The organism is Devosia sp. Root413D1 (assembly GCF_001425235.1).
In the GTDB taxonomy this organism is placed as follows: Bacteria; Pseudomonadota; Alphaproteobacteria; order Rhizobiales; family Devosiaceae; genus Devosia_A.
The window spans coordinates 278,074-303,840 of sequence record NZ_LMEA01000007.1 but is presented as its reverse complement, the minus strand read 5'-3'; the positions used below and the strand labels follow the sequence as shown (position 1 = coordinate 303,840).

General features: G+C 65.6%; 20 protein-coding genes and 1 tRNA gene. 3 read left to right on the top strand and 18 right to left on the bottom strand.

Annotated features, from left to right (window positions below; all coding sequences use genetic code 11):
* Positions 1-14: 14 nt before the first annotated feature.
* The 5 genes from ASC89_RS06280 to ASC89_RS06260 form a co-directional block, all read right to left on the bottom strand.
* Entirely contained in the window at positions 15-1,673 is a 1,659-nt protein-coding gene (locus tag ASC89_RS06280) for a nitrite/sulfite reductase (protein WP_055878317.1), read from the bottom strand.
* Positions 1,660-1,965, bottom strand: coding sequence for a DUF2849 domain-containing protein (locus ASC89_RS06275; protein ID WP_055878318.1), 306 nt, complete (start codon positions 1,963-1,965; stop codon positions 1,660-1,662). The genes ASC89_RS06280 and ASC89_RS06275 overlap by 14 nt, the downstream gene beginning before the upstream one ends.
* Positions 1,966-1,971: 6 nt before the next feature.
* Positions 1,972-3,363 carry a siroheme synthase CysG gene (gene cysG / locus ASC89_RS06270; protein WP_055878320.1) on the bottom strand — a complete coding sequence of 464 codons (1,392 nt, stop codon included), beginning with the start codon at positions 3,361-3,363 and terminating at the stop codon, positions 1,972-1,974.
* A gap of 417 nt (positions 3,364-3,780) precedes the next feature.
* Positions 3,781-4,101 carry a 2Fe-2S iron-sulfur cluster-binding protein gene (locus ASC89_RS06265; protein ID WP_055878326.1) on the bottom strand — a complete coding sequence of 107 codons (321 nt, stop codon included), beginning with the start codon at positions 4,099-4,101 and terminating at the stop codon, positions 3,781-3,783.
* Positions 4,102-4,189: 88 nt separating this feature from the next.
* Positions 4,190-4,507: an Hpt domain-containing protein gene (locus ASC89_RS06260; protein ID WP_055995919.1), complete on the bottom strand. Its 318-nt coding sequence runs from the start codon at positions 4,505-4,507 to the stop codon at positions 4,190-4,192.
* 410 nt (positions 4,508-4,917) lie between these two features.
* Between ASC89_RS06260 and ASC89_RS06255 the strand changes: the two genes are divergently transcribed.
* Complete coding sequence (locus ASC89_RS06255) at positions 4,918-10,227, top strand: hypothetical protein (RefSeq protein ID WP_055995916.1); 5,310 nt, start codon at positions 4,918-4,920, stop codon at positions 10,225-10,227.
* A 55-nt stretch (positions 10,228-10,282) separates the two neighbouring features.
* On the opposite strand, the gene ASC89_RS06250 is transcribed toward ASC89_RS06255, so the two are convergent.
* The 8 genes from ASC89_RS06250 to acs all read right to left on the bottom strand — a co-directional run bounded on the left by ASC89_RS06250 (position 10,283) and on the right by acs (position 19,320).
* Entirely contained in the window at positions 10,283-10,663 is a 381-nt protein-coding gene (locus ASC89_RS06250; protein ID WP_055995913.1) for a cupin domain-containing protein, read from the bottom strand.
* A gap of 50 nt (positions 10,664-10,713) precedes the next feature.
* Positions 10,714-11,913: an MFS transporter gene (locus tag ASC89_RS06245; RefSeq protein ID WP_055995910.1), complete on the bottom strand. Its 1,200-nt coding sequence runs from the start codon at positions 11,911-11,913 to the stop codon at positions 10,714-10,716.
* Between the two features lie 8 nt (positions 11,914-11,921).
* A complete protein-coding gene (locus ASC89_RS06240) occupies positions 11,922-13,139 on the bottom strand; it encodes an MFS transporter (RefSeq protein ID WP_055995907.1) in 1,218 nt (405 codons plus the stop codon).
* Between the two features lie 104 nt (positions 13,140-13,243).
* Positions 13,244-14,269 (bottom strand): glycosyltransferase family 1 protein, encoded by a 1,026-nt coding sequence (locus ASC89_RS06235; protein ID WP_055995904.1) that lies wholly within the window; start codon positions 14,267-14,269, stop codon positions 13,244-13,246.
* 257 nt (positions 14,270-14,526) lie between these two features.
* Positions 14,527-15,342 carry a UDP-2,3-diacylglucosamine diphosphatase gene (locus tag ASC89_RS06230; RefSeq protein WP_055878338.1) on the bottom strand — a complete coding sequence of 272 codons (816 nt, stop codon included), beginning with the start codon at positions 15,340-15,342 and terminating at the stop codon, positions 14,527-14,529.
* 241 nt (positions 15,343-15,583) lie between these two features.
* Positions 15,584-16,084, bottom strand: a complete 501-nt coding sequence (locus ASC89_RS06225) for a cupin domain-containing protein (protein ID WP_055995901.1) — start codon at positions 16,082-16,084, stop codon at positions 15,584-15,586.
* Positions 16,068-17,171: a glycoside hydrolase family 3 protein gene (locus ASC89_RS06220; protein WP_055995898.1), complete on the bottom strand. Its 1,104-nt coding sequence runs from the start codon at positions 17,169-17,171 to the stop codon at positions 16,068-16,070. The genes ASC89_RS06225 and ASC89_RS06220 overlap by 17 nt, the downstream gene beginning before the upstream one ends.
* 205 nt (positions 17,172-17,376) lie before the next feature.
* Positions 17,377-19,320, bottom strand: a complete 1,944-nt coding sequence (gene acs, locus ASC89_RS06215) for an acetate--CoA ligase (protein ID WP_055995895.1) — start codon at positions 19,318-19,320, stop codon at positions 17,377-17,379.
* A 175-nt stretch (positions 19,321-19,495) separates the two neighbouring features.
* Between acs and ASC89_RS06210 the strand changes: the two genes are divergently transcribed.
* Positions 19,496-20,062 (top strand): hypothetical protein, encoded by a 567-nt coding sequence (locus ASC89_RS06210; protein WP_055995892.1) that lies wholly within the window; start codon positions 19,496-19,498, stop codon positions 20,060-20,062.
* 24 nt (positions 20,063-20,086) lie between these two features.
* Here ASC89_RS06210 and ASC89_RS06205 read toward each other — a convergent pair whose 3' ends face one another.
* The 4 genes from ASC89_RS06205 to ASC89_RS06190 all read right to left on the bottom strand — a co-directional run bounded on the left by ASC89_RS06205 (position 20,087) and on the right by ASC89_RS06190 (position 23,717).
* Positions 20,087-21,415 carry a lipopolysaccharide biosynthesis protein gene (locus tag ASC89_RS06205; protein ID WP_055995889.1) on the bottom strand — a complete coding sequence of 443 codons (1,329 nt, stop codon included), beginning with the start codon at positions 21,413-21,415 and terminating at the stop codon, positions 20,087-20,089.
* Positions 21,412-22,569 (bottom strand): GNAT family N-acetyltransferase, encoded by a 1,158-nt coding sequence (locus tag ASC89_RS06200; RefSeq protein ID WP_055995886.1) that lies wholly within the window; start codon positions 22,567-22,569, stop codon positions 21,412-21,414. The genes ASC89_RS06205 and ASC89_RS06200 overlap by 4 nt, the downstream gene beginning before the upstream one ends.
* Positions 22,570-22,677: 108 nt before the next feature.
* Positions 22,678-23,376 (bottom strand): TerC family protein, encoded by a 699-nt coding sequence (locus ASC89_RS06195; RefSeq protein WP_055878350.1) that lies wholly within the window; start codon positions 23,374-23,376, stop codon positions 22,678-22,680.
* A 265-nt stretch (positions 23,377-23,641) separates the two neighbouring features.
* Positions 23,642-23,717, bottom strand: a tRNA-Lys gene (locus ASC89_RS06190).
* A 126-nt stretch (positions 23,718-23,843) separates the two neighbouring features.
* Between ASC89_RS06190 and ASC89_RS06185 the strand changes: the two genes are divergently transcribed.
* Positions 23,844-24,713, top strand: coding sequence for a mechanosensitive ion channel family protein (locus ASC89_RS06185; RefSeq protein ID WP_055995884.1), 870 nt, complete (start codon positions 23,844-23,846; stop codon positions 24,711-24,713).
* Between the two features lie 200 nt (positions 24,714-24,913).
* Here ASC89_RS06185 and msrA read toward each other — a convergent pair whose 3' ends face one another.
* Positions 24,914-25,558: a peptide-methionine (S)-S-oxide reductase MsrA gene (msrA, locus tag ASC89_RS06180; protein WP_055878353.1), complete on the bottom strand. Its 645-nt coding sequence runs from the start codon at positions 25,556-25,558 to the stop codon at positions 24,914-24,916.
* Positions 25,559-25,767: the final 209 nt, after the last annotated feature.

The window sequence follows — 25,767 nt, the reverse complement described above, 5'->3', positions numbered from 1 at the left end:
AAAGGGGTCTCAACTCAGGCATTGCCGTACAGCGCCTCCTTGAACGGCGCGTCGCCCAGCCGCCGGTAGGCAGCGATGAACGACTCGTCGGCGCTCTCGCGCTTCGAAATATACAGGTCGACCAGCCGCTCGATGGCAGCAGGCACGTCTTCGACCACGAAGCCGTGGCCGAGGATGTTGCCGATCGCGGCATTCTCCGTGGCGTCGCCGCCGACGGTAATCTGGTAGAGCTCGGTGCCCTTCTTCTCGACCCCCAGAATGCCGATATGGCCGACATGGTGGTGGCCGCACGCATTGATGCAGCCCGAGATCTTGATCTTCAGGTCGCCGATCTCGGCCTGGCGCTCGGGCGAGGCGAACTTGCGGCTGAGCTCCTGCGCCAGCGGGATCGAGCGGGCATTAGCCAGCGCGCAGAAGTCGAGACCCGGGCAGCAGATGATGTCGGTGATCTGCCCGGCATTGCCTTCGGCCAGCTCGTGCTCGACCAGCTTAGCGTAAACGGCCGGCAGGTCGGTGACTCGGACATGCGGCAGCACCAGGTTCTGCTCATGGCTGACGCGCAGTTCGTCGAACGAGTAACGCTCGGCAAGGTCAGCGACGACCTCCATCTGCTTGTCGGTGGCGTCGCCCGGCGCGCCGCCGGTCGGCTTCAGCGAGATGGTGACCGACACATAGCCCGGCTGCCGGTGCGCGTTGAGGTTACGCTCGAGCCAGCGACCATAGGGCGGGTTGAGGATCTTTTCCTTCGCCACATCCACTGTGGTCTCGTTGACCAGCTCGTAATCGGGCTGGGCGAAGTATTTGGTGATCCGGTCGAGCTCCTGCTGCGGCAGGGTCAGCACGCCGCCCTTCACATGGGCGAACTCCTCCTCGACCTGCTCGCGAATGGTGTCGATGCCGGTCTCGTGCACCAGGATCTTGATGCGCGCCTTGTACTTGTTGTCGCGGCGACCGTAGCGGTTGTAGACGCGCAGGATGCTCTCGAGATAGGCGAGCAGGTGTTCGTGCGGCACGAAGGGGCTGATCTGCTTGCCGATCATCGGGGTGCGGCCAAGACCGCCGCCGACCCACACTTCCCAACCGATTTCGCCCAGCGCGTTGGTCGCCGCCTGCAGCCCGATATCGTGGAAGCGGATGGCAGCGCGATCGTTGGTCGAGCCGGTCATGGCGATCTTGAACTTGCGCGGCAGATACGAGAACTCCGGATGGAGGCTCGACCATTGGCGCAGGATCTCGGCGACCGGACGCGGATCGATGATTTCGTCGGCAGTGGCGCCGGCAAACTGGTCGGTGGTGATGTTGCGGATGCAGTTGCCCGAGGTCTGGATGGCGTGCATCTCGACCGAGGCCAGGTCGGCGAGGATTTTCGGGATGTCGCGCAGCTTCGGCCAGTTGAACTGGATATTCTGTCGCGTGGTGAAATGGCCGTAGCCGCGGTCGTAGTCGCGGGCGATCCGCGCCAGCATGCGCAGCTGCTTCGAGCTCATCGTGCCGTAGGGCACGGCGATGCGGAGCATGTAAGCGTGCAATTGCAGGTAGAGCCCGTTCATCAACCTGAGCGGCCGGAACTGGTCCTCGTTGAGCTCACCGGTAAGACGGCGGGCCACCTGGTCGGAAAACTGCGCCGTGCGTTCCTTCACGAACGCGGCGTCGAACTCGTCATATCGATACATGGCCATCCTCGTCGAGATGCTGGCGCTCGAAGCGCGGGGCGGTCGGGCCCTCCGCGCGGATGCGTTCGCGGATACGGTCGGGGTGGATCACCCCGTCGCGCAGCGTCACGGTCTCGACCTCGAGACTGACGACGCGCAGCGTCTTCTTGGTTGCGGCCAGCGCGGCTTCCTTGGCCTCCGCCTCTTCCTTGAGGAAGACGCGAGCCTCCTGCAGCTCTTCAACCCATTTGCCGGCGCGATCGAGATAGACCGTCGCCCCGCTCATCAGCTCATTGCCGGTGAGGATTTCCATGCTCACTTAAGCCACCTTGAATTCGGAGCTGGCGAGTTCGATTGCCTCGCTCCAGTCGCCATGAGCGATCGCTTCGCCCACGAAAATGATTGCCGGCCCGTCCTCGAGCTCGATCGTGCCCGAGGCGAGTGTGCCAAGCGTGCCGCGATAGAGCACGCGGTCCTTGCGCCCTGCCCTGACCACCACGCCGACCGGGATGGTCGCCGCGGCGCCTTCGGCGATCAGCCGCTGGGCTGTCGGCCCGGCGACGGACTTTCCCATGTAGAGCGCCAAGGTCAGCCCGGTCGAGGCCAGCGCCGCCCAGTGCTTCAGTTCCTCGGACTCGGCGCCATGCGCCGTGGCGAGTACGAAGCCGGTCGAAATCTTGCGCAGCGTCACCGGGGTCGCCGTATCGGCGGCTGCCGCCAGCGCCGAAGTGACGCCGGGCACGATGTGGTAGGCGATGCCCGCGGCCTTCAGCGCATCGATCTCTTCGCCGGCGCGGCCGAACACCATCGGGTCGCCGCCCTTGAGGCGGGCCACGCGCTTGCCGGCTTTGCCCAGCCGCACGATCAGCGCGTTGATCTCGGCCTGGGTGAAGGAGTGATGGCCCTTCTGCTTGCCCACGAGGATGCGTTCGGCATCGCGCCGCCCCATCTCGACGGCAGCCGCGGGGACCAGGTGATCGTGAACGATCACGTCGGCTTCCTGCAGCAGGCGCTGGGCGCGCAGGGTCAGCAGATCCTCGGCGCCGGGACCGGCGCCGATCAGCCAGACGACGCCCGGGCTGTCGCCCTCTGCACCATGCTGGACCAGGAGGCTTTCGGCCTTCGCGTCACCTTGCCCGCGCAGCAGCGCCACTTCTACCTCGGGAGAGGTGACCAGCTCTTCGTAGTAACGGCGGGCGCGCGTGCCCGGCAGCAGCGCCGCAACCTTGTCGCGCATCGAACCGGCCAGCTTGGCCAGGGCGCCAAGGTTCGGCGACAGCGCCGCTTCGATCCGCGCCCGGATCAGCCGGGCCAGCACGGGTGCATCGCCTTCGGTGGCGACCGCAATGGTCACCGGCGCCCGGTCGATGATCGACGGGGTGTAGAAATCGCACTCTTCGGGGACATCGACGACGTTCAGCGGAATACGCCGGGCCCGCGCCGCACGCTTGGCGGCATCGCCGTCCGGGCCGTGGTCGGCAACGAAAACCAGTGCCGCATCAACGAGATCGGCATCCTCGAACGGACGCGCCAGCACGGTGACCGGCAGTTGGGAGAAATCGGCTTCGATGTTCCGGGAGATAATGACGACCAAAGCAGTCGTCTTAGTAACCAATCGGGCTTTGTTGAGGGCTTCTTCTCCACCGCCGATGATGACGATGCGCTGACCCTGGACTTTGTAGCTGACGGGGAATGTGTTGAGTTCACCCATTCACGGCCTTTCCGAAGCCGGATACATACTGACTTCGAGACTTTGGAACAAGCTATTGAAATTCAATAGCTTTAATGTTTCCCGTAGCAGGTATGGATTAGAATTGCGTTGAGGCGACGCCGCCCCAGCCGCGAAATGAATCCATGCACCGCCCTGATGGTGGAATGGTGACAGCGCAACGGGCTCAGGCGGGGCTTCCGGTCAAAGGGGCTATGCGCATTTGCTAGTGGGATCTGGCAACGAAGTGTCGCGTGCCACCAAAGCCGCTGAGTCTGTAGACGAAGCCTCCGGCAGCAGGCGTACCACGCACTTGCCGTCGATGATGTTCACCACCTCGCCCGCCAAAGCGCGATCGACCTCCATGCCTAGCACCGCCCGGCAGGGTGAACCGACCCTGCGGCCAAGTCAAAGCCGCTGTCAGCCCTGCCGCTCCGGCACGTGGACGACCAGCCCGTCCAGTGCGTCCTTGACCTTGATCTGGCAGCTGAGGCGGCTGGTGGGCTTCACTGCATAGGCGAAATCCAGCATGTCCTCTTCCATCATCGAGGGGCCGCCCACCGTCTCGGTCCATGCGTCATCGACATAGACGTGGCAGGTGGCGCAGGTGCAGGCGCCGCCGCATTCTGCGACGATGCCGGGCACGCCGTTCATGATGGCGGTTTCCATCACGGTCGAACCGACTTCGCCCTCGGTCTCGTGCCGCGTGCCGTCGGATTCGATATAGGTGATGTGGGGCATGTAACTTCGCTCGACAGGGTCAGCCGCATATAGCGGTGCAGCCCCCGCCTCGCAAGCGCGCCAAACGGCGCACGCTCATGCGACGCGCTCACTCTTCGGCGCTGAGCAGTTCGGTGATGAAGGCCTGGCAGTCGGCGACGGCCGCGGCAATGTCCTGGATATGCTCGGGATTGACCGGCTCGCCGGCCCGCAGCGCATCTTCGGCGCGCCTGGCGAGATCGCGGACACCCCAGGCGCCAATGCCGGCGGCAGCGCTTTTCAGCGTATGCAGGTGCTCAAGCAGCAGCGGGATCGAGGTGCTTTCCTCGATGCGCGTGAGATAGACGCCCGACATCTGGGCATAGAGCCGGAGCACTTCATCGCGCAGCCCCGGATCGCCGAGCGACTGCTGATCGAGGTGATCCATGTCGATGGGAGCATGGGAAAGGTCCCGGGAGGCTGACCCTGCCCCGGCTTCGACTGCAATATTCCTAACCATCCCCGCAACCCTTCCTACCGCCCGGACCTGGGCTATGGCAGGAAGCTAGCGAGACCGGGTGAAGGGCAGCCAAAACGAATGGGTACAATCTTACCGATGCCCTTAACCGGCCGCATTCCGACCCGAAATTAACCTTCCATTAAGAATGCGCTCGGTTTGCCTCAAATTGTATGTATGTTTGAGGTCCACCTAGCGTGCGGCGGCGTGGGGCATAGGGCAGATTGCGGGGCATTTGAATCGCATTTTACCCAATTTGGACGACTAACCGGAACCCCCGGGGTGGTCCAATGCAGGCTCTGATCGACCGCCAAGTGCCGATGCGAGAGTTGTAAAGAGTTATGGCCAAAAAGACCGCAACACCCCAGAACGATCCTGCAACTCTGGCATTCTCGGCAGTCGAGGACGCGCTCAAGGACTCGGTTTTCGCCAACCTTGACCAGCCCGCAGCAGCGGAAGAGCCACCGGCCGAAAAGGCAGCGCCCAAGCTGCCGCCGCGCGATAACTCGCCGCGCTCGGAACGTCAGCGCACCGCCGACAAGTTCGCGGCGCAGACCGGTTCGGTCGCCAACGACGACCGCTTCCCCTCTTCCAAGATTCTCTACGGCCTGCAGTCGAAATCGTCCGGCGCGCCGACCATGGTGGCCGGGCTGGTGGCGCTCGGCTGGGTGGTGGCGATCGCGCTGGTGGCGATGATCCGCAACGGCGCCGACATGGGCAATGCCTCCTTCTGGGGTTCGAACGATTTCATCGGCCTGTTGGCGCTCGCCATCGTGCCGGTGATCGGCATCTTCGCCATCGCGACGCTGATCCGCCGGGCGCAGGACCTGCGCAACGCCGCCGCCGCGGTGACGCAGGCGGCGATCCGCCTCGCCGAGCCGGAGACCACCGCATCGGAGAAGGTCGCCTCGGTCGGTCAGGCCGTGCGCCGCGAAGTGAACGCGCTGGGCGATGGCCTCGAGCGCGCCCTGTCGCGCGCCGGCGAGCTCGAAGTGATGATCCACAACGAGGTCACGGCGCTCGAGCGTACCTATTCCGACAATGAATCCCGTATGCGCGCGCTGATCCAGGAACTGGCCAGCCAGCGCGAAGCTGTCATCACCAATACCGAACGCGTGCGCGAAGCGATCACCGAAAGCCATACCGGCCTGGTGTTCGACCTCGACATGATTTCGCAGCGCATCGCCGGCACCATCGTCGAATCTGGTGGCAACCTGACCAAGGCGCTCGAAACTGCCGGTAACTCGCTGAACGGCGCGTTCGGCGAGCGCACCGAGAGCTTTGTGTCGCTGATCGACCAGCGCACCAGCCACCTGCTGGTCGCCCTCGACGACAGCGCCTCGCGCCTCAACATCACGCTAGAAGACCGCGCCGGCACTATCTCGGGCGCCTTCGAAAACCGCACGCAGGAACTGAGCGCGGTGATCGACGGCCGCATGCAGTCGCTGACCGAAGCGCTCGACAGCCGTGCCGTGACCCTCTCGGACGCCATCGACAACCGCACCTCGTCGCTGGCCAAGCTCCTGAGCCAGGGCGGCATTACCCTGCTCGACCAGTTGCGCGACCGCGGCCATGAAGTGTCGAGCGCCCTCGATATGATCGGCACCCGCATCGCGTCCGATATCACCGGCCGCGCCCGTGAAGCCGAGCAACTGCTGTCCGGCCTGTCGCATCAGCTCGACGAGCAGGTGCAGATCCAGGTCAACTCGATGGAATCGCGCCTGCAGTCGGCGATGATCGAGCTCTCGGGCGCCCTCGACGACACCACCGAACGGGCTCGCGTCACCCTGACCGGCGCCGGTTCGCAGAACCTCGCGCAGTTCGACGCCCGCCTCGACGAGATCGCGGTGGTCATCGACAACCGCCTCGCCAGCCTCGATGGCGTCATCGGCGACAAGGGCGACAAGCTGATCGCGGCGCTCGACAAGAACAATGCGAGCTTTGCCGCACGCGCCAACGTGTTGGAGATGGCGCTCGACGAGAAGTCCGAGCACTTCAACGAGATCGTCTCGCAGCGCACCCGCGAAATGACCGAAACGCTCGGCCAGCGCACCAAGCAGATCACCGAAGCGATCGCCAACCGGTCGCAGGAAATCTCGGACTCGCTCGAAGGCCATACGCAGATCATCGCCGACGCGCTGGATAGCCGCACCCAGCTCCTGGGCGAGACGCTGAGCAGCCGCCATGGCGAGCTGAGCGCGGCGCTCGACGAGCACGTCAAGGCGTTCGACGTGACCATTGCCGGGCATGCCCGCGCCATGGACACCAACATCATCACCCACGCCCAGGCGATCGACCTGGCGCTCGGTTCGCGCGTCGAACAGTTCGATAACGTGCTGACCGGCCGCGCCAAGGAGCTCGACCAGGCCGTGGCCAGCCGCACGCAGGCGCTCGACCAGTCGGTCGCCACCCGCACCCAGGCCATCGACCTGGCGCTTCAGCAGCATGCGCAGCAGATCGGCGACAGCCTCGACCAGCGGACCTCGACACTCGACGCCGCCATGCTGCAGCACGCTCAGCAGCTCGGTGACAGCCTCGACCAGCGGACTGCCGCGCTCGACACAACTTTGCTGCAGCACGCGACCCAGATCGGCGACAGTCTCGACCGCCGCAGCCAGGCCATCGACAGGACGCTGCAGCAGCACGCCAGCCAGATCGGCGACAGCCTCGACCAGCGCACCCAGGCGCTGGCGTCGACGGTGTCGACCCGTTCGGCGGAGCTTGCCGAGGCGCTCAACACCCGCACCCAGCAGCTGGCCGAAACGCTCGGCAGCCACACCGTCGGCATCGCCGCGGCGATCGGCGAGCGCACCAGCGAGCTGGCCCGCACCATCGACGCGCAGGGCACCACGGCCCGCGACCGGATCGATGCGAGCCTGCGCAACGTCACCGAGGTGATGTCGGAACGCGCCGGCGCCGTCTCGACGCTGATCGAAACCAAGGTCTCGGAAGTCAGCGAAGGCCTTGGCCGCGGCATCGACAGCGCGATCCTCCGCATGGCCGACGCCGAAGCCGGCGTGAATGCCCGCATCGAAGGTGCGGCCAGCACGGTGGGCGAGAGCGCCCGCAAGGCCGCCGACATCATCGAGACCGGCGTCAACTCGGCCCGCAAGGCCATCACCGACATGGTGGACCAGCGCCTGGGCACCCTGCCCGAGGCGATCACCGCCCGCGCCGACATCACGGCCGAGCGGCTGGCCTCGCTCAACACCGCGATCAACACCGCCCTGGTGCAATCGATGACCGACCTCGAGGCCGGCGCCGATCGTATCGAGGAGACCATCTCCCGCCGCATTGTTTCGGCGACGCAGGGCATCGCCGACGACGTCACCACGACCGCCGACCGCATGGACGTAGCGGTGGGCCGCGCCCTCGCCCAGTTCCAGCAGGCGTCGAGCAATATCGACGAACTGATCTCGATCAAGGCAGTGGCCGCTGCCGACGCCATCGGCGGCAAGGTTGCCGAGATCAACCGGGTGGTGTCGGAAAAGACCGACGCCTTCTCGGCCCTCGTCTCCGACAGCTCGGCGCAGCTCGAGATGAGCCTGCAGAACCACGGCAACGTGCTGGCGCAGGCGCTGATCACCAACGCCTCGCAGGCCGAAGACCTGATGAACCAGTCGACCTCGCGCATCCTCACCGATGTGACGACGGCGCTAGGCAAGCTCAACGACTCCAACATGCTGCTGCAGAAGGTGCTCGACGCCTCGACGGCGAACCTCGCCAACCTCGAGAACTCGGTGGCCCAGCAGACCGCCACCTACTCGACCACGGTGCGCGAGGCGATCGGCTCAACCGAAGAAGCCGGGCGCCTCGTCACCGAGCATGTGGGCGCCCTGCAGGCCTCGATCGCCTCGATGGTCAACGAGTTCGGCTCGATGCTCGGCAACCTCGACGCCGAGGCCAAGAGCCTCGACAGCGCGGCGCACAACCTCTCGGCTTCGGGCACTCTGACCCTTGCCAACCTCGACGAGCGTCGCTCGGCTATGGACGAGCTTGCGCAGGCCTTCACCGCCCGCGCCGACGAGATCGACACCCGCATGCGCGGCTTCGCCCACTCGATCTCCGACACCGTCGAAGAGACCGAGCAGCGCCTGGTCGCCGCCCGCGAGTCGATGGAGCAGCTCCTGGCCTCGACCACGTCCGGCGTCGCCGAGACGCTGGAAGCGACCTCGGGCACCATCAACGCAGCTCTCGCCGACACCACCGGCCAGCTGCACAGCGTGCTGACCAGCACCGCCGAGACCGTGCAGGCCGCCCTGGGCGAAACCACCGGCCAGCTCGAATCCGTGCTCACCAGCACGGCCGAGAAGGTGCAGAACGCCTTGGGCAACACCACCAGCCAGCTCGAGTCGGTGATGAATAGCACCGCCGAGAAGGTGCACAACGCGCTGGGTGAGACCACCAGCCAGCTCGAATCGGTGATGAGCAGCACGGCCGAGCGCGTACAGACCGCCCTGGGCGAGACCACCGGTCAGCTGGAGCAGGCCCTCACCGGCACCACCGACAAGGTGCAGAGCGCCCTCGCCAGCGCCACGTCCGAGATGCAGTCGGTGCTCAGCAAGAGCACCAACCTGCTCGAGGAAGCGCTGGACGGCACTTCGCACCGCGTCGCGACCCAGCTCGGCTCGTTCACCGACACGGCGGCGAATGAAAGCCAGCGCGCCGCCGATGCCCTGCGCCAGACCCAGGCAACGATGATCCTCGAGATGCAGCAGGCGCTCGAGGCCGCGACACAGCGCTTCAACGAGACGGCGACCGCGATGCGCGCCACCGCCAAAGAAGTGGGCTCGGAACTCGAGAACACCCGCTCGGAACTGGCGCGTGGCGTGATGGAACTGCCGGAAGAGACCAAGTCCAGCGCTGCCGCGATGCGTCGTGTCGTGGCCGAGCAGATCGAGGCCCTGGCCGAGCTCAACGCCATCGTCCGCGCCCAGCCGGCAACTCACGACCTCAACGAGCGTCGCCCGTCGCCGAGCCGTCCGGCACGCGACGAAGCCCCGTCGCGGCCCGAGCCGCGTCCGGAACCGGTCCGTCCGGAGCCGGTGCGCGCCGCCGAGCCGCCGAAGGCCGAGCCGGCCCGCGCGCAACAGCGCTACACGGCGATGCCGGAGGTTTCGGCCCCGGTGGTCGCCGCGCCGCGCCCGCAGCCGGTTGCCGAGGCCAAGCCCGCTGCGGCTGCCCCCAAGACCGAAGAAGGTGGCGGCTGGCTGCGTGACGTGCTGCGCAATGCATCGGGTCCGTCGGCTGCCGCGGCCGCCCCGGCCCCGGCCCCGGCCCCCGCGGCTCCGGCTCCGGTTCCCGCCGCTGCACCGCAGAACCTCTCGACCCTGACCGAGGAGATCGCCAAGGCGATGGAACCCTCGGCGCTGGCCGATGCATGGCAGCGCTATCAGGCCGGCGAGCAGAATGTGTTCTCGCGCCGCATCTACACGCTGGGCGGCCAGGCGACCTATGACGAAGTGCGCAAGCGCATCCAGCGTGACAGCGATTTCGCCAAGACGTCAGCTACTTACATGGCCGAGTTCGAGCAGTTGCTAAAGCGTGCCGCCACCGGGTCAAACCCGGCCGGCGAAACCCGCGAGTACCTGCTCAGCGATCGCGGCCGCGTCTACACCATGCTGGCCCATGCCAGCGGCCGCCTCGGCTGACGCGCACGATACCTCCACTGGGGCCCGCGGACACCGTGGGCCCTTTTCTTTTCAGTCAGATCCAGACGTCGTTCTGTGCCGTGCGTTCGCCCGGCGCCGACCCGGTATTAGTGACGCCGCGCGGCTCGATCAGCATCATCTTCACTTCGCCAGCCGCATAGGGCTTGTGCTCGACGCCCTGCTTGACCACGAACATCTCGCCGGGCTTCACCATTACCGCGCCATCGCGGAAATCGATGCGCAGCTCGCCCTCGAGCACGATGAAGGCCTCGTCGGTATCGGGGTGGTCATGCCAGACGAAATCGCCCTCGATGCGCACCAGCTTGAACTGGTAGTCGTTCAGCTCGGCCACCACCTTGGGCTGCCACTGCTCGGCGAACAGCTCGTATTTCTGGGCGAAGTTGATCGGCTGATAGGATTTGGGCGCAGCGTTCATCTATCTCTCCTGGAGTTACCCAGGAGAGATAGAGCGCGGCGCCGGCTTTGCTAGCCCAGCCGGGCTTCGGCCGGGCGCTTGGGGCCTTGCATGGTGATCGACAGCCAGATCAGCACCGCACCAATAAAGGCGAAGGCGGCGGCGACGAAATAGGCCTGGGCGCCCATCAGGCCGGTGAGCCAGCCGAAGGCGATCAGCGCGATGACGCTCATCGTCTGCTGCAGCATCTGGAAAAAGCCCTGCGCCTCGGCGGCGATCTCGTCGCTGGTCCAGTTGGCGATGAAGTTGACGCAGCCCATGAAGCCCAGGGCAAAGGTGAAGGCGTGCAGCAGCTGCAGCGGGATCAGGAACTCGAGACCGGGCTGGAAGCCCATGCAGATCCAGCGGAACACCGCCGTGGCAGCCGAGAGCAGGATCAGGCTGCGGGCCGAGAAGCGGCGAGCGATCCGGCCGAACAGGAACATGATCGCCGCCTCGGCGAAGGCGGCCAGCGCCAGCAGCGGTGCAATCAGATCGGCCGACAGCCCCTGCTCCATCCACAGCAGGGCCTGAAAGGCGTTGAGCACGATGTGGGTAGCGTAGACCATCGAGAAGCCGACCAGCGGCAACAGGAAGAACGGCTTCATCACCGCGCCGAGATGAGTGGCGCCGGTCACCGGCGGCTTCAATTCGCCCTCGCCGGCGCGGAAGCGCGGCAGCCCGAAGGCGACGAGGCCGCGAAGGATAGAGAGCCCGACGAACATCGGCAGGAAGATGCCGCCGCCGAACTGGCTGATGACCCAGCCGACGGCGAACAGCGTCACCATATAGCCGACAGTGCCCCAGGCGCGGATCGAGCCGTATTGCGTGCCGCGCCGTCGCGTCATCCGCATCGTAGCGGCATCGACGACCGGGCCGATGACGTTGATGGGGAGGAGCGCCAGCGTCCAGATGATCAGGATGCCCCAGAAATCGTGGACATAGAACAGGCCGATCGGGATCAGTGCGCCGAGCCCGCAGCCGAGCACGATCACCTGCCGCCAATCTGACGCCTTGTCGGCGACGCGGCCGACGACGATGTTGAGCAGCAGCGTCACCAGCACCGGTACGGCGTTGATGATGCCGATCTGCTCGGAGCTCAGCCCCTTGTCGGCAAACCAGATGCCGCCATAAACGTTGAACGCCGCCCCTGCCATGTAGATGGAAAAGTAGAACGCCGTGGCGCGCAGCTCCGGCGTAATGAACGGCTCTGTGGCCGATTTGGCAGGCATATCAAACCTCAGGGGGCCGGATCGGCTACGGTCAGCTGGTCCGACGTGATCGGGTGCGCTGATGGGGGCTGCAGCTTCAGCGAGAGCACCACGCAAAGCGCTCCGAGAACGGCATAGGCCGCGACGAACAACCACGCCATTGGACCAAAGGCGGCCACGAACCAACCCATGGCGAGGATGATCACCACCGACATGGCCTGCTGCAGCACATAGGAGAACCCCTGCGCCTCGGCGGCAATGTCGTCGCTGGTCCAGTTGGCGATGAAGTAGATGCCGCCCAGGTACCCCATGGCGAAGGTGATGGAGTGCAAAAGCTGCAGCCCGAACAGCACCCAGACTGGCGGTGAGAACGCCATGGCGGTCCAGCGCAAGGCGGCGACCAGACAGGCGAAGATGATGATATGGCGGGCCGAAACCTTGAGCTTCAGGCGGCTCCAGACGAACATCATCACCGCTTCGGCCGCAGCCATGGTGGCGGTGAGCGGCCCGATCAGCCCCGGCGAGATGCCCTGCTCGGTCCACAGGATCGCGGCGAAGGCAGTCATCGCGCTATGGGTCGAATAGAGAATGCTGAGGCCAAGCAGCCCCATCACGAACCACGGCTTCAACACATCGCGCAGATGGCGGGCGCCCTTCCTCAAGGCGGCGCGATCCTCGCCGGAACGGAACTGCGGCAGCTGGAACGCCAGCACCGCGCGCAGCAGGGCGAAGGCGACGAAGACCGGAACGAATGCGCCGTCGCCGAGCCAGGCGATCAGCGGGCCGCTGACGAGCGTCGCGACCATGAAGCCGACGGTGCCCCAGGCGCGCACGGCGCTGAAGTCGGTGCCCCGCCGCTGCGTCATGCGCAGCGTCGCGGCATCGACGACGGGCACCAGCGCGAAGGCCGGCATCACCGAGAAGATCCAGATGCCGAGAATGCCCCAGAAGCCGGAGACGAAGAACAACCCGATCGGCACCAGCCCAGCGATCAGCGACAGCGCGATGATGACGCCGCGCCAATCCGGCATGCGATCGGCGATGCGCCCCACCAGCTGGTTGACCAGCAGCATGGCGACCAGCGGCGCCGCGTTGATAATGCCGATCTCCTCGGCGCTGATACCATGGTTGATCAGCCAGATGCCCAGATAGACGGACGCTACGCCGGTGCTGCCGAAGACGGTGAAATGATAGATCGCAGCGCGCAGCTCTGGCGAGATGCGCGGGGCGATGGTGGTCGACGACATCAGGGTGTGCTCCCGGCGGGAGAATCCGCCGCACCGGCGGACAGTGCAGAGCGGGCGCGGAAAGATCAACGGGCTCGGCGTTATCAGGCGTTACGTGACGGAGATCATGCCGCCTTCGCCGCCGCTTTGCGGACCGGCACCAGCGCCGCGAGGAATAGGTCGGCGCAACGGGCCCAGGTGAAGCCGAGGGCGTGGGTGCGCGCCGCTTCGCGGCTGAGCGTGAGGGCGCGGATGACGGCGAAGCCGAGGTCCTCGTCGAGCGCGCCGCAGGCGGGGTCGGTGAGGATGTCGCGCGGGCCGGTGACCGGGTACGCGGCGACCGGCACCCCCGACGCCAACGCCTCGATCATGACGTTGCCGAAGGTGTCGGTGCGGCTGGGGAACACGAAAACATCGGCCGAACGGTAGAGCCTGGACAACTCCTCGCCGGTCCTGAGGCCAAGGAATACGGCTTCGGGATAGCGCGCCGCGAGCTCGGCGCGGGCCGGGCCGTCGCCGACGATGATCTTGGTGCCGGGGACATCGAGCTTGAGGAACGCTTCGACGTTCTTTTCCACCGCGACGCGGCCGACATAGAGCAGGTGCGGGCCGGGCAGATCGGAAAACTCGCTCTTGGGGCCCGGCGAGAAACGCGAGTGGTCGACGCCGCGGGTCCAGAGCCGGACGTGGCCGAACTGGCGCGCGGCGAGCTCTTCCTGCATCGAGGCGGTCGGCACCAGCGTTGCGGCGGCCGGGCCATGGAACCAGCGCAGGAAACCATAGGTCCACTCGGTCGGGATCGGCATGCGGGCCGCGACATATTCAGGGAAGCGAGTGTGGTAGCTGGTGGTGAAGGCCAGCCCCTGCTCGAGGCAGACGAAGCGGGCGAGCAGGCCCAACGGGCCTTCGGTGGCGATGTGGATGTGGTCCGGCGCCTCGCGGGCAATGACTTGCCCAATGGTCATCGGGGTTACCAGCGACAGCCGGATCTCCGGATAGGTCGGCATCGGGAACGTCCAGAACCCCTCGGGGGTGAGGTAACTGACCTCGTGGCCCCGCCCCATCAACTCTCGTCCAACCGCTTCGAGGCAGCGCACCACCCCATTGGTCTGCGGCAACCAGGCATCGGTGACGATCAGTACCTTGCGCATCGGACCCACCCATCGGCAAGCGATGCGTGGGGTTTACGGGAGTCGGGTGACAGGGCTGCGAATGGGGTGTGACGGTGGGATGACGGATGGAGCCGGGCTGTCACACAGGAGATGACGGAGCGCGGGGCCACCCCCACCCTCAGTCCCTCCCCACAAGGGGGAGGGAGGCGATAGCTGCAAGTTCTCCGGCCAAGCGTCTCCCTCCCCCTTGTGGGGAGGGATCAAGGGTGGGGGTGGGCCCCAGCCGCGATGTGAACTTACTGCCCGGGCACCGCCGGCGCACGCCTGAGCCGCAGCCGGCGTGGCTTGCGCGGCAGCGGGGTCTCGGTCCAGCGGACCAGCTCCAGCACGCCTTCGTGCGTCTCGGCGACGGCGGTGCAGCTCTCCACCCAGTCGCCGGTGTTGACGTAGTGGATGCCCAGCCGCTCGTGCATGTCGGCGTAGTGGATGTGGCCGCAGATGACGCCGTCGGCGCCGCTTTCGCGGGCCTCGAGCGTCAGCGCTTCCTCGAATCGACCGATGACGCTGACGGCGTTCTTCACCTTGTGCTTGGCCCAGGCCGAGAGCGACCAGTAGGTCAGGCCCATGCGGCGGCGCACCCAGTTGACGGCGATGTTGAGCCGGAGCGCGGCGCGATAGGCCCAGTCGCCGACATGCGCCAGCCACTTGGCGTGGGCGACGACGACGTCGAACTGGTCGCCGTGCATGACCACGTAGGTCTTGCCTTGTGCCGTGGTGTGAACGGTGCGATCGACGAACTCGACCTCGCCGAAATAGGTGCCGAGATACTCGCGCAGGAATTCGTCATGATTGCCGGGCAGCACCACGATGCGCGTGCCGGCCAGCGCCTTGTCGAGGAAGATCTCGACCAACTGGTGATACTCCGCCGGCCAGTGCCAGGCCTTGGCGAGCCGCCAGCCATCGACGATGTCGCCGACGAGGTAGATCGTCTCGGCTTCGTGCCAGCGCAGGAAGTCGATCAACTGGGTGATGCGGGTGGGACGCATGCCGAGATGCACATCGGAGATGAACAGCGCACGTACCCGCCGCACCTCCCTGCCCTCTTCGCTCATGCCAAAACCTCTCGCCTGCAGATTATCCCGCCGATCGATCGGCGAGATAATCCGGGTATTTGATTGTCACGCTATCGAACCGGAAAAGTCTGCAACTTTTCCTGATAGCGCTCCGCGATCCGAAGTTTAGCCCATTTGAGCTATGGGACGGGAGCGCTTTCGACGCCCGCCCCGGCTCAGGTGGGGAAAACTCCGGCCGTCATAGATGAAGCAGCACCGCCGCGACAACCCCGCGACGGCGTTACGGCGCCGGGGTCAGCCGGGTGATCACTTGGGCATGCTGAGGGAAACGAGCCAGAAGCTCGGCGCGGGTGACGAGGATCATGTCCTCCATCTCCCAGCCCGGCGCTACCACCTCGCTGACCAGCCCATATTCGCCGGCCAGCAGCTCGGCCGCTTTCCAGACGCCGCCGGCGACGGCGAGGCTCGGCACCTGCCCCGCCGCGAGGTCGGGGCCCAGCACCACCGCCTCGTAGCGGCCGTCGGGGTGGATCATGTGATAGGTCAGCGGCGCGCCGAAATGGTGGAACTGGATGCCGTCCGAGTGCTTGGTGTGGAAGTGGTCCACCGGGGAATCGTCGGTCAGCATGTAGTAGATGCTGGTCATGGTGCCGCGCCGGCCGCGCGCCGTTTCGAGCTTGTCACGATGCGTCGGGCGGAAGGTCTCGCGGAAGTAACCGCCCTCGAAATGGCCGCCGAGCCCAAGCGACGCGATGACCTCAGCCTTATTGAGCTTGGACATTGTCGGCTCCGATGCGCGATTTCAGCGCCACGATGCGCTTGAAACTTTCTTCGATGCGCGCCTTGAACACCGGATCGGCCTCGGCCTCGGCGAGGAGAATGGCGCGGACCTCGTCGCCCAGCGTGGCGCGCTGGTAGGCGGTATTGGAGAACAGCAGCACATCGACGCCGGCCCGCACCGCGTTGACCACCGTCTCCTTGAGACTGAAGTGGTCGCGGATGGCGCCCATCTCGAGATCGTCGGTGATCACCACGCCCTTGAAGCCGAGCTCGCCGCGCAGCTTGTCCTCGATCCAGGGCTTGGAGAGGCTCGACGGCATGCCGGAGGGATCGACATTGGTGTCGATCAGGTGACCGATCATCACCATGTCCTCGTAGCCGCCTGAGATCAGCTCGCGATAGGGCTCGAGCTCGCTGTCCTTCCAGGTCTTGGTGATGTCGACAAAGCCCTCGTGGCTGTCTGCCGTGGATGAGCCGTGGCCAGGGAAGTGCTTCAGCGAGGTCAGCAGCCCGGCAGCGTGGTGGGCGGCGATCACCTCGGCGGCGTACTCAGCCACCACCTTGCCATCCTTGCCGAAGGCGCGGCCGTACTTGGCGATCACCTGGTTGTTCGGGTTGACCGACAGATCGACCACCGGCGCGAAATTGACGTTGAAGCCCCAGGCGGCGACGCCTTGCGCCAACCCATCATAGATGGCGCGGGCCTCGGCCGGCGTGTTTTTGGCCGCGACCGAGGCCGCATCGGGAATTTCCTTGAAGCCGGCGGCACTATCGAGCCGCTCGACCAGCCCGCCTTCCTGGTCGAGGGTGATGAATGGCGGCAACCCGGCTGGAGCCGCTTCGCGGAACGCCGTATTCATCGCTTCCACCGCCTTGCGGCTCGCGACGTTGGTCTTCAGATACATCACCCCGCCGATATCGCCTGCTGCGATCTCGGCCCTCAGCGCCGCCACCCCCTTGTCGTCGACGCCGTTGCCGACAAACCCGACGACGATCATCTGCCCGGCCATCTGCTCGAGCGACTGGGCGAAGGCGGGCGAGGCAGCAAGGGGAAGAAGCGTCGCGAGAAGCATCGTGGCGAGGCGCATGAATGAGGGTCTCGGAGAAATCGGGAACTGGCTTCTGGCAAGAGAATGCGGCGAAACCCCGATGGAGCTGAGCATGGGGCCACCCCCACCCTCATTCCCTCCCCACAAGGGGGAGGGAGGCGATAACCGCACGATCTCGGTTCGAGCGTCTCCCTCCCCCTTGTGGGGAGGGATCAAGGGTGGGGGGTGGCCCCACGCTCCAGCCTCAGCGGTTTTGACGGTTCTCGATCAGGTCCGTCACCACGCCCGGATCGGCGAGCGTCGTGGTGTCGCCGAGTGCGCCGTAGTCGTTCTCGGCGATTTTGCGCAGGATGCGGCGCATAATCTTGCCCGAGCGGGTCTTGGGCAGGCCGGGCGCGAACTGCATCAGGTCGGGCGAAGCGATGGCGCCGATTTCCTTGCGCACCCAGTTCCGGAGCTCGGTCTTCAGCGCGTCGTCGCCCTTCTCGCCGGCCATCAGGGTGACGTAGCAGTAGATGCCCTGCCCCTTGATGTCGTGCGGGTAGCCAACCACGGCCGCCTCGGCGACCTTGGGATGCGCCACCAGCGCGCTCTCCACCTCGGCGGTGCCGATGCGGTGGCCGGAGACGTTGAGCACGTCATCGACGCGGCCGGTGATCCAGTAGTAGCCGTCCTCGTCGCGGCGGCAGCCATCACCGGTGAAGTAGTAGCCCTTGTAGGTCTCGAAATAGGTCGAGACGAAGCGCGCGTGGTCGCCATAGACGGTGCGCATCTGACCCGGCCAGCTGTCGGCAATGCAGAGCACACCTTCCGCCTTGGTCTGCTCCTGGAGCTTGCCCTCAGGCGACAGCACGATCGGCTTGATGCCGAAGAACGGTTTGGTGGCCGAACCGGGCTTGGCGGCAATGGCGCCGGGCAGCGCCGAAATCAGGATGCCGCCGGTTTCGGTCTGCCACCAGGTGTCGACGATCTCGCAGCGCTCCTTGCCGACATGCTTGTGGTACCAGAGCCAGGCTTCCGGGTTGATCGGCTCGCCCACCGAGCCGAGCAGCCGCAGCGACGGCATGGCATATTTGTCGGGGATCTCGGCGCCGGCGCCCATCAGCGCGCGAATGGCGGTGGGCGCGGTGTAGAAGATGTTGACCTTGTGCTTTTCCACCACCTGCCAGCAGCGGCCGGCATCGGGATAGCTCGGAATGCCCTCGAACATCAGCGTCGTCGCACCGTTGGCGAGCGGCCCATAGACGATGTAGCTGTGGCCGGTGACCCAGCCGACGTCGGCGGTGCACCAGTAGATTTCGCCCGGGCGGTAGTCGAAGACGCGCTCGTGCGTCAGCGAGGCCCAGACGATGTAGCCGCCGGTGGTGTGCAGCACGCCCTTGGGCTTCCCGGTGGAGCCGGAGGTGTAGAGGATGAACAGCGGGTCCTCGGCGTTCATCGGCTCGGGCGCGCAATCGGCGGAAACCTTGGCAGCCTCGTCGGCGTACCAGACGTCGCGGCCCGCCTGCATCGCCACCGCGTTGCCGGTGTTCTTGACCACGATGACGCGCTCGACACCCGGGGTTTTGAGCAGCGCTTCGTCGACGTTCTTCTTTAATGGAATGGTCTTGCCGCCGCGGCGACCTTCATCGGCCGTCAGCACGATCCTCGAATCGCAGTCGTTGATGCGGCCGGCGATGGAGTCGGGCGAGAAGCCGCCGAAGATCACCGAGTGCACCGCGCCGATGCGGGCGCAGGCCAGCATCGCCACCGCGGTGTCGATGATCATCGGCATGTAGATGGTGACGCGGTCGCCCTTCTTGACGCCATTGGCCTTCAGCACATTGGCGAAGCGGCCGAGCCGCTCGTGCAACTGGCGGTAAGTGACCTTGTCGTCGGTGCCGGGGATATCGCCTTCCCAGATGATGGCGGTCTCATCGGCGCGGGTCGCGAGGTGGCGATCGACGCAGTTGGCGGAGATGTTCAACACCCCGTCCTCGAACCATTTGATCGAGATGTCGGGGTAAGTGTAGCTGGTGTTCTTGATCCTGGTCGGGGCCTTGATCCAGTCGATGCGCTGGGACTGCTCTTTCCAGAAGCCATCCGGATCGCTCAGCGAGCGGGCGTACATCTCCTCGTACTGCGCCGCCGTGGTCCGTGTCCGGGCAACCGCCGCCGCGCTGGGGGCGAACACCAAACTCTCGCTCATCGATAGTCCTCCGATTTTGCGAACCGTTCTAACCAAGCCCTGAAGGTCGGGCAAGCAGACCACTTGCCACCTTTCGGCCTAGTGGAAAGCGCTGAAACCGTTCGGAAACCCTCGCCGTAAACGCTTTCTCGGCGGTTTCAGGTGACAATGCCGGCAATACCATTTGGAGGCTTCGATGCCCGAACTCGGCTATCACGCCGCGCGACCGGATGAACTCGACATGATCCATGCCGAGCTGATGGCGGTGATCGACGAGTCGCCACACTATTCGGAACGCTTCAAAGAGCACGAGAAGAGCCGCCTGACCAAGGGGTTCCTGCGGGCGCTGCAGCGCGTCGACCCCTTCCACGTCATCATCCTGACCCAGGACGGCGTGCCCGGCGGCGGTCTCGTTTCCGGGCCGGAGACCGGCTCGATCTTCCGCTACTGGAGCTGGATCTTCCCGTCGCACCGGCAGAGCCGGCTCGGCATCTACGGCATGCGGGTGTTCGACGAGCACTGGGACAACGGCAAGTTCCACAAGGCCTTCACCTGGGTGCGGCCGGAAAACGAAGTCGCCCTCGCCCTGCTCCGCCGTTACGGCTACGAGCAGGCGGCGCTGCTGCGTCAGCAGATCTTCGGGCAGGATTACGTGGTGATGGAGAAGTTCTACACCAAGCTCACCGAGGACTATGACTCGGGGATGAACATGGGCCGCATCGCCAGGTTCAAAGCACGGGTGGATATGCTGCTGGGGCGGTAATGGCGCGGCCAAACGCCCACAACGCTAGACGTCCTTCACCCGCCGGGCCGCCAGGAGCTCCTGGAGCCGCGGGCCTATCGACACGTCGATCCCGGCCATCCGCTTCGCCGTCAGCCACATCGCCGCCGACCAGAAGGTCTGGGCCGCCAGCGCTGCTGCCGCAGCACCCATCAGCCCATGCGCCGGCACCAGCAGGATGTTAGCCCCAACCAGCACACCCATGCCGAGCCCGATGGCCGGCAGCGTCGCGTAGGGCCGGTCGCGGATCGACAGCACCAGCGCCGCGGGGCCGAACAGTGAACGCACGCAGAGGGCGAGACAGAGCACGGCGAGCGGCACGACGCCGACCTGGAACTCCGGCCCGAACAGCATCAGCAGCAGCGGCCCGGTCAGCACCACGATGGCGAACAGTGCCACCGAAATGGCGCAGGCGACGAGGTTGGCCTCACCGATCTGCTTCATGAATCCCGCCCGGTCGGCTGCGGCGTTGCGCTCGAACATCTCGGGCAGCGTCACTGCGTAGACCGCCGAGACGCCAAACGCCACCAGCGAGAACACCCGGGTGCACACGCCGAACACCGCGAGGCTTTCGCGATCGAGGAAGTGGGACAGGAGCAACAGGTCGATGTCGAAGAAGAAGTCGGTGGCCAGCGCGATGACCACCCATGGCAGCGCGAAGCGCCACCAGCGCTTCTGCTCGGCTGCGGTAGCGGCCATGGCTTCAGGCACCTGCCGGACAGCGCGCAGCACCCAGGCGAACTGGGCGGCGGCAATCACGGCAAAACCGATGGCGAGGAGCCAGATCAGCTCGGCGAACTTCGCTTCCGCATTGCCCGCCATCGCGGCGAGCGCGAAGCAGAGGACGATGAGCAGCGGGCGAAAGATGGTGTCGGCGAAGAAGCCGGCGAATGGACGCTTCAGCCCGACCAGCAACGCGCTGTTGCAGTAGACCACGGCGGTGGCGAGCGCCATCAGGCAGGCCGGCAGCCAGTGGGCGAGCAGCACCCTGCCCGGCTCGCCGAACAGCCCGGCCAGCGGATAGCCCAGGAACAGCAGCACCAGCGAGGTCACCGCGACGTGGCCGTAGGCGCGCAGCATGAAGCCACGCAGCAGCCGGCCCTCACCCTTCGAGCGATACTCGGCGGCGAAGTAGGTGCCGATGGTCTCGAAGCCGAGCGGCATCACCACAGCGACGATGTTCACCGTGGCGATGATCAAGAGGTACTCGCCGAGGATATCGGCGCCCCAGAAGCGGGCGATGGCCGCCTGGGCCAGGAAGATCACGCCGGCGCCGAACAGCCGGGCACCGAAGATCACGCTCGATTGTGAAACGAGGCGCTGCCGGAGGCTCATTCGGCGCTCCGCCGCTGGTCCGGCTTGGCGCGATCAAGCCGCAGCCGATCGACATAGCGGCCGAGCGCGTGTGCAATCTCCCGGCCGGCGAAGGCGCCTTCGCCGACGAGGCGTGGCCACCAGTGCGCGGCATAGTTGGCGACGGGCGGCACCGGCGTGATAACGCCGCGCTCGCCGACCATGCCCTTCTTGAACTGGTGCAGCCCCTGGAAGCCATCGGTGCCGCCGAGATCGTACCAACGGGCGGCGGTATGGTCGCGCAGCCAGCGGATGATGTGCCAGTGGAGGAAATAGCCGGCGCGCAGTTCCAGCGCCGCGGCGCTGGTGGCGCCGTAGAGGTAGACCGCCCGATCGCCGGCCTTGAAGATGATCGCCCCGGCGACGATCTCACCGGCCCGCCTGACGAAGAACAGCTCGGGCCTCAAGGTCGGGTTGTCCATCGCCAGCAGCGCCGGCACGGTGCCGTAAGCCGAATGGTCGGGAAACTTCTTGCGGTCGACCATCTGCTCGTAGAGCGCGTCGAACTCGGCCCGCCGTTCAGCTCCGGCGTGCTCGAAGCTCAGCCCGGCTTTCTCGGCCTTGTTGAGGTGATAGCGCCATTTCTGGTGAAAGCTCTGACGCTGCTCGGCGTCGCTCAGCCTGAGGTTGACGATGTAGCGATCCGGGAACAGCAGCCTGGCGCCCTGACGAAAACCGCGGGCAAGCAGTTGTTCGTATTCGGCGTTGGCGGCGCCCAGCGCCGCACGCGGCAGCACCGAGAGCATCATCCGGCGACCAACCGCATATTCCTCGGACAGCGCTGCGACCATGCGGGCGTAGATGGCGTTGGCGTCGGCCGTGTCGGTATGGCGCAGCATCGGCGCCCATTTGGCCACGGCGATCGAGCCGAGCCCAAGTGGCAGCGGCTGCACCATGATCAGGCAGCCGCCGACCACCTCGCCAGCCAGCGTGAACAGCTGCGGCTCGAGTGCGACGCCCGGCCAGCGGGCCCGCGCGAAGGTCGCGAGCTGCTCCTGGCAGACGCCTTCGAAATCGGCGATCGCATCGTCCCAGGCTTCCGGTTCGACCAGGTTCATGGCGAAGCTGGAAGCGACCGGTCGTGACGGGACGGCAAACTGCGCAACGGGACTGAGCGAAAGGGCGGCAAGCGACATGGACGAAATCCGGCAGACAACCTGCCGGACGCTATCGTCCCTCGCGTGAGGAAATCCCTACGGCCCGCCTCGCAATGCGAGGAAACTCGGGCCGTAGTTACGTGGGAGTTAGTGCACCACCGGAACGGGAGGCGCGCCCTTGATCAGCGGGATCATCGGCAGCGTGTGGCCGAGCAGTTGGTCAGCGCCCTCGTAGAGCATCTTCACCGCCACATAGAGGATGATCACGAGGCCGAGCCAGGCGATCCAGCGGTACTTGTGCAAGAGGCCCGCAACCAGGGTCGCCGCGACGCCCATCAGCAGCACCGAGAGGCCGAGACCGAAGATCAGCGCCACTTCGTGGTGCTGCGCCGCTCCGGCCACCGCCAGCACGTTATCGAGCGACATCGAGACGTCGGCGATGATGATCTGCCAGACCGCCGCCTTCAGCGACTTCTTCTTCTTGCCCGAGACGGTACCGTCGGCGTTGAGGTCTGCATCCGCCAGCGCCTCGGTGGCGTTGTGTTCGTCCTCGTGCGAGACCGACAGCTCGCGATACATCTTCCAGCACACCCAGAGCAGGAGCAGACCGCCCGCGATGAGCAGGCCGCCGCCGAGCGCCAGCAGCTGGGTAGTGATCAGCGCAAAACAGATGCGCAGGATCGTCGCAGCGATGATGCCGATAAGGATGGCTTTGCGACGGAGATCGGCCGGCAGCCCGGCTGCCGCGAGCCCGATGACGACCGCGTTGTCGCCAGCGAGCACCAGATCGATCATGATAACCTGAAAGAACGCCGCAAAAGCCGAAGCATCAAGGCCGAAGGGCATTCCGGGGTATCTCCGTGAGCAAGGGTGGTGGGGCTATGTAAGCGGCGCGGCGAGCCTTGTGAAGAGCGCCATTAGATCAATTCACGCCCGCGGCGCTTTGTAGGCCGGCAATCGCCGGCTCCCCACCAGCCGGACGCGGCGCTTGAGTACCGATTCGACAACGTGGATCGCTGCTTCAACGTCGAACGGCGAAGGCGCATCGGTCCAGGGCCCGGAACGAGGTCAATGCCTGTTCCGGCCGCCATTTCAAAGCTTTAGGAGGACTTGGTGGGTGCGCACGGACTCGAACCGTGGACCCGCTGATTAAGAGTCAGCTGCTCTACCATCTGAGCTACGCACCCTGTCCGAGCGGCTGACTATCAGGGGTCCCCCACCTTGTCCAGCATCTATTCGCGCTGCTGTGGACTTTCCTGCTTTTGCCAGATTGGTAAGTTAACGCCCGCAGCGAAACAGCCCGCGAAGAGCCGATGAACGACCTGCCCACCGACGCGACCGAAGCCATCTCTCTGCCGCTCAGGTGGCTTGCGGACAATTCCGTGGCCCTCCTGAGCGCGCTCATCGTGCTGATCGCCGGCTGGTACCTGGCACGCACGCTGTCGCGCGTGGTGCGCAACCTGTTGCCGCGCGCCTATGGCGTCGACAAGAATTTTGCCCCGCTGCTGGCGCAGGTCACCCGCTACGGCATCATCATCTTCTCGATCGTTACGGCGCTGAGTTTCGTCGGCGTCTCGAGCACCTCGATCTACGCAGTGATCGGCGCCGCCGGCCTTGCCATCGCGTTGGCGCTGCAAGGCACCCTCGCAAATATCGCGGCGGGAATCATGCTGGTGTGGCTGCGGCCCATCGCCATCGGCGAATACATCGTCGGCGATGGGGTGGCCGGCGTGGTGGTGGAGATCGGCCTGTTCGGCACGCGGCTCCGCTCGACCAGCGGGCTCTACATCTTCACGCCGAATCAAAAGCTCTGGTCCTCGGCGATCACCAATCACAGCCGCGAGCCGCGCCGGCGAATCGACGTGAACATCACCGTGCCGGATTCGATCAATGTCGCGGCGGCGCGCCGGACGATGTTGAAGATCGCCACCTCGGATAAGCGCGTGCAGGTCGATCCGCCGCCGACGGTGCATGTCGAGAGTTTTGTCGGCGACAAGATCATGCTGCAGCTGCGCGCCTGGGTGCCGACGCCCGAATACCTGCCGACGCTGCGCGACCTGACCGAGAAGGCCAAGCTCGCCATCAACAAGATGCTCACCGCCGACGACGAGCAGGCGCAGGTGGAACTGGCCGCCGACCCGCATACACAGAGCGCTGGTGAGCGGACGCCGGATCTGACGTAAGGGAGCTGGTGCTACGTCAGTCCACGCACCGGGTCATCCCCGCGAAAGCGGGGAGCTCCGTTTGCGATCGTGCAAAGGCCAAGAAAACAGAGGTTCCCGCTTTCGCGGGAATGACCCGGTGGGTGGGCACAACCGTAACTTAGCGCGAATGCGCTTTCGCGGGGATGACCCCGAGTTTGTGGGGCCGCTGGACGTCAGCTTCACGCGTGCCCGTCGAGCCCCTTGAACGCGTCCTTGCCCCAGATGGCTTCGACCTGGCCATTCTTGCCGCAGCCGACGCGGTAGCGGGCGTAGTGCTGGGCGCGGGTTAAGCCGTTCTGCAGCATCTCGCTGCCCTTCCAGAAATCCTGGTGATAGGCCTCGGCCGGCCAGAAGGTCGGGGCCATCGCGACGATGGTCGCCACGGGCTTGCCGAGCGCTGCGGCAGTCGCTTCCTTGCCGGCCTCGGCGACCTTCAGCTCGGCATCGGTGCCGGCGTAGATCGCCGTGGTGTAGCTCTCGCCGTAATCGCAGAACTGGCCACGCGTCTCGATCGGATCGATCAGATGGAAGAAGGTGTCGACGAGCTTGTCGTAGCTGGTGACACTGGGGTCATAGACGATCTTCACCGCCTCGCGATGCCCGGTGGTTTCGGTGACCACCTGCTCGTAGCTCGGGTTGTCGACGTGCCCGCCGATATAGCCCGATGTGGTGGAGATGACGCCCGGCGCATGGTCGAAATCGCTCTCGATCGACCAGAAGCAACCGCCGGCGAAGATGGCGGTCGCCGTCTCGGCGCCCTGCGCGCCGGTCATCCCCAGCGCACCCACGATTGCCACCGCGAGCGCCAGCTTGTTCTTGATCATGAAAGTTCACCCCGAAGGTTCTGATTGCCTCGATGATTGTCCCGCGCCCGCGTCACGCACAACACAAACTAACGTGCGGCTTGGCGATGTAACCATTGAGATACGTGGTGCGAATGGATGGAGTTGCAGCGCGCTTCGGGCAGGACGGAGCCGGATTGCGCTTCTTCGAATCGCACTCCAGCTCCACCTCCCTGTTTGGTCGCGAGATC

What these genes read in the sequence shown, in the direction of transcription:
- ASC89_RS06220 (WP_055995898.1), bottom strand. Translation starts at nt 17,171, where the DNA reads ATGCGCCTCGCCACGATGCTTCTCGCGACGCTTCTTCCCCTTGCTGCC.
- ASC89_RS06235 (WP_055995904.1), bottom strand. Translation starts at nt 14,269, where the DNA reads ATGCGCAAGGTACTGATCGTCACCGATGCCTGGTTGCCGCAGACCAAT.
- msrA (WP_055878353.1), bottom strand. Translation starts at nt 25,558, where the DNA reads ATGATCAAGAACAAGCTGGCGCTCGCGGTGGCAATCGTGGGTGCGCTG.
- ASC89_RS06245 (WP_055995910.1), bottom strand. Translation starts at nt 11,913, where the DNA reads ATGCCTGCCAAATCGGCCACAGAGCCGTTCATTACGCCGGAGCTGCGC.
- ASC89_RS06250 (WP_055995913.1), bottom strand. Translation starts at nt 10,663, where the DNA reads ATGAACGCTGCGCCCAAATCCTATCAGCCGATCAACTTCGCCCAGAAA.
- ASC89_RS06265 (WP_055878326.1), bottom strand. Translation starts at nt 4,101, where the DNA reads ATGCCCCACATCACCTATATCGAATCCGACGGCACGCGGCACGAGACC.
- cysG (WP_055878320.1), bottom strand. Translation starts at nt 3,363, where the DNA reads ATGGGTGAACTCAACACATTCCCCGTCAGCTACAAAGTCCAGGGTCAG.
- ASC89_RS06275 (WP_055878318.1), bottom strand. Translation starts at nt 1,965, where the DNA reads ATGGAAATCCTCACCGGCAATGAGCTGATGAGCGGGGCGACGGTCTAT.
- ASC89_RS06255 (WP_055995916.1), top strand. Translation starts at nt 4,918, where the DNA reads ATGGCCAAAAAGACCGCAACACCCCAGAACGATCCTGCAACTCTGGCA.
- ASC89_RS06200 (WP_055995886.1), bottom strand. Translation starts at nt 22,569, where the DNA reads ATGTCGCTTGCCGCCCTTTCGCTCAGTCCCGTTGCGCAGTTTGCCGTC.
- ASC89_RS06185 (WP_055995884.1), top strand. Translation starts at nt 23,844, where the DNA reads ATGAACGACCTGCCCACCGACGCGACCGAAGCCATCTCTCTGCCGCTC.
- ASC89_RS06205 (WP_055995889.1), bottom strand. Translation starts at nt 21,415, where the DNA reads ATGAGCCTCCGGCAGCGCCTCGTTTCACAATCGAGCGTGATCTTCGGT.
- ASC89_RS06225 (WP_055995901.1), bottom strand. Translation starts at nt 16,084, where the DNA reads ATGTCCAAGCTCAATAAGGCTGAGGTCATCGCGTCGCTTGGGCTCGGC.
- ASC89_RS06240 (WP_055995907.1), bottom strand. Translation starts at nt 13,139, where the DNA reads ATGTCGTCGACCACCATCGCCCCGCGCATCTCGCCAGAGCTGCGCGCT.
- ASC89_RS06230 (WP_055878338.1), bottom strand. Translation starts at nt 15,342, where the DNA reads ATGAGCGAAGAGGGCAGGGAGGTGCGGCGGGTACGTGCGCTGTTCATC.
- acs (WP_055995895.1), bottom strand. Translation starts at nt 19,320, where the DNA reads ATGAGCGAGAGTTTGGTGTTCGCCCCCAGCGCGGCGGCGGTTGCCCGG.
- ASC89_RS06260 (WP_055995919.1), bottom strand. Translation starts at nt 4,507, where the DNA reads ATGGATCACCTCGATCAGCAGTCGCTCGGCGATCCGGGGCTGCGCGAT.
- ASC89_RS06280 (WP_055878317.1), bottom strand. Translation starts at nt 1,673, where the DNA reads ATGTATCGATATGACGAGTTCGACGCCGCGTTCGTGAAGGAACGCACG.
- ASC89_RS06210 (WP_055995892.1), top strand. Translation starts at nt 19,496, where the DNA reads ATGCCCGAACTCGGCTATCACGCCGCGCGACCGGATGAACTCGACATG.
- ASC89_RS06195 (WP_055878350.1), bottom strand. Translation starts at nt 23,376, where the DNA reads ATGCCCTTCGGCCTTGATGCTTCGGCTTTTGCGGCGTTCTTTCAGGTT.